A 2,857-nucleotide genomic window follows, 5' to 3' on the forward strand; every position below is an offset into this window, starting at 1 on the left:
CCCGGGCATGGCGGCGCGCGAGGTCGCGGTCGCGGCGCTCGGCACCGTCTACGCGATCGAGGGCGGCAAGGAAGCGGCCGAGCAGATCGGCCAGGTGCTGGCGACGAAATGGTCGCTCGCAACCGCCCTGTCGATGCTGGCCTGGTACATCTTCGCCCCGCAATGCGCCTCGACGCTGGCCGTGATCCGGCGCGAGACCGGAAGCTGGACCTGGATGGCCGTAACCTTCACCTACATGCTGGTGCTGGCCTACGCGGCGAGCCTTTTGACGTACAACGTCGCGGTCGCGCTGGGGGCGGGCTAGCGTACCTCTCAAACTAACACTGCGAAAACAACCCCATGCACAGTAGACGGGGGTCGCGAAATCAATGGCTTACGTGCGGGCAAGAACCATCCGGCAGGATGCGCCCACGGCGCGATGCTTGCGATCCCCAGGGAACTGCGACCATTGATGTCGATCAATGGTCCACCTCGTCGGCCTGTCACGCTTTCTCGTCGTCCTGCGAAGGGAGAGTGGACATGACGAGACATGCCAAGCTGATAGGACTGTTCGTAACGGCCGCGGTGTTCACGGCAGCGCCCCTGTCGTTCCGCTACGCGCCGGCGGATGTACTCGCCGTGTCCGTTGATACGGCCGAGGCCCGCGTCGGGCGCCCGCTTACGCCCGGGAGCGTTGCAGGCGTCAACCGCAGGGTCCATCGGCGCGCTTACTACGGTGCAGCAGCGGCGGGAGCTGCAGCCTATGGTGCCTATGGCTATCGCCGGGCTTGTGGATACTACCCCTATCCGCCCTGCTAATGAGGCGCGCACGAGGCTCGTCGGATCGTCGAGCCTCGTGGTTTTTAGTCCCATCATGCTCCCGGCCTGAGCTTGCGCTGCAACTCGCCGACCCTGCGATACGGACCATCACCTGGGCCGCGCCGAAAGCGCCAGGTCGAACTCGTCAACTCGCTGCACCATCCGCCGGGCGCGCAAAGCCATTGAGCTGGATCAATACCGGTCGTGTCTGCGGCGACAGCCTCGTGGCCTGACCGCGAAGGACGGCCCATGAATGCGCTGCTCAAGGAGATCCGGCACAGCCCGCTTCTGTGGACGCTGGTCTTCGTGCCGGTGGTGATCGCGCTCGCGCACATCATGCCGGAGGCGCATACGCTGCTGTTCGTGCTGGCCGTGATTGCCATCGTGCCGCTCGCGAGCCTGCTCAGTCACGCAACGGAGGCCGTGGCCGAGAAGACCGGCGATGCGGTCGGCGGGCTGTTGAATGCCACGCTTGGCAATCTCACGGAACTCATCATCGCCGTCACGGCGTTGCAGGCCGGTCAATACATGCTGGTCAAAGCCTCGATCGCCGGTGCGATCGTGACCAACTCGCTCTTCATGCTGGGCGCATCGCTGCTTCTGGGCGGATTGAGACATCGCGTGCAGGAGTACAACCGGGCTGGAGGCAGGCTCCATTCCGCGCTGCTGCTGATGGCCACGATTGCCCTGTTGTCGCCCTCGGCCGTGGCTGACCTCAACTTTGCCGGACACGAGGCGACCGTGCAGCGCTTGAGCACCGCCTTGGCGGTCCTGCTGATTGCGGCTTACGGTCTCAGCCTGCTGTTCTCGCTGAAGACGCACAAGGAGCTGTTTGCGAGCGGCGATCATGGCGAGGCAGGCGGCCCGGTGCTGCCGGTTTCGGTCGCCGTTCCGACACTGGGGGTCGTCACCGTGCTGGTTGCGCTCGTGAGCGAGATCTTCGTCGAGTCGGTGCAGAAGGCCGCCGAAACGCTCGGCATGACCCCGGCATTCGTCGGATTCATCGTCGTTGCCCTGATCGGCGCTGCGGCCGAGATGGCCGTGGCGTTTTCCGCGGCACGCCGGAACCGGCTCGACATGAGCGTGAGCATCGCGCTCGGAAGCGCAAGCCAGATCGCCTTGTTCGTCGCACCCGTTCTCGTGCTGCTGAGCTACGTTGTCGGGCCGCACCCCATGGACCTTCAGTTCTGGCCGGGAGCTGTGACCATGGTCACGATCGCCGCCGTGGTGACGAGCTTCATCACCAACGGCGGACGATCGGCCTGGTTCATCGGCGCGCTCCTGCTCTGCATCTACGCGATCTTCGCGATGACGCTCTACATGGTCCCGCCCGGCTCGCACGGCCCGGTCTAGGCTACGGGCTGCGAGCCGGTTGACCCGCCGGGCAAAACGGGAGCACGATAACATCATCGCCCTCAACGACGTCCCGATCGCGACCAACTCTCCTGGCGACACCCTACATGAATCACTTCAGCACCAAGCGGCTCACCGCCGAGAGGCTGAACGAAAGTCACCTCGCCGACCTCGTCGCGCTCCATCAGGATCCCGAAGTGTCACGCTATATCGGCGGCGTGCGTTCGGCGGAGACGACTAAGGCTTACCTCGACGTCAACATGGCGCATTGGGACCAGCACCGTTTTGGGCTTTGGGCACTGCGTACGTGCGACGGCGCATTCGCCGGGCGGGCGGGAATTCGGCACCTCATGGTCGACGACATCGACGAGATCGAGATCTTCTACGCGTTCAAACGCGAGTTCTGGGGCCAGGGATTTGCGAGCGAGATCGCAACCGCGCTGACGGACGTCGGGCTGTCGCATTTCGAGCTGCCGTCCCTCATCGGCATCGTCTACGTCGGGAACGGCGCATCGCGCCGCGTGCTCGAGAGGTCGAACTATCTCCTCGAGCGAAGCACGATGCGTCACGGCGAGGACGTCGTGATCTACCGCAAGGCGAAAGCCGCGCGTCCTCCCGCGCGGTGACGGCGACAGCACGCCACCGCGCAAGAGGTTGGGCCGCCAGCCCCTCAGAGCGGCCCGATCCGCGCCGTACTCACCACGCG

3 protein-coding genes and 1 pseudogene are annotated in these 2,857 nt (G+C 65.0%); all 4 read left to right on the plus strand.

The annotated features are described in order from the left end of the window. Window positions 1–304, plus strand: a pseudogene (locus MOV74_RS35185) (nucleoside recognition domain-containing protein); the annotation flags it as partial. Between the two features lie 215 nt (window positions 305–519). Further along, window positions 520–798, plus strand: coding sequence for a hypothetical protein (locus MOV74_RS35190; protein ID WP_246931703.1), 279 nt, complete (start codon window positions 520–522; stop codon window positions 796–798). A 249-nt stretch (window positions 799–1,047) separates the two neighbouring features. Next, a complete protein-coding gene (cax, locus tag MOV74_RS35195) occupies window positions 1,048–2,151 on the plus strand; it encodes a calcium/proton exchanger (RefSeq protein WP_246931705.1) in 1,104 nt (367 codons plus the stop codon). A 107-nt stretch (window positions 2,152–2,258) separates the two neighbouring features. After that, window positions 2,259–2,777: a GNAT family N-acetyltransferase gene (locus MOV74_RS35200; protein ID WP_246931707.1), complete on the plus strand. Its 519-nt coding sequence runs from the start codon at window positions 2,259–2,261 to the stop codon at window positions 2,775–2,777. The last annotated feature ends 80 nt before the right edge of the window (window positions 2,778–2,857 follow it).

This window comes from Bradyrhizobium sp. SHOUNA76, assembly GCF_023006445.1.
GTDB lineage: Bacteria > Pseudomonadota > Alphaproteobacteria > Rhizobiales > Xanthobacteraceae > Bradyrhizobium.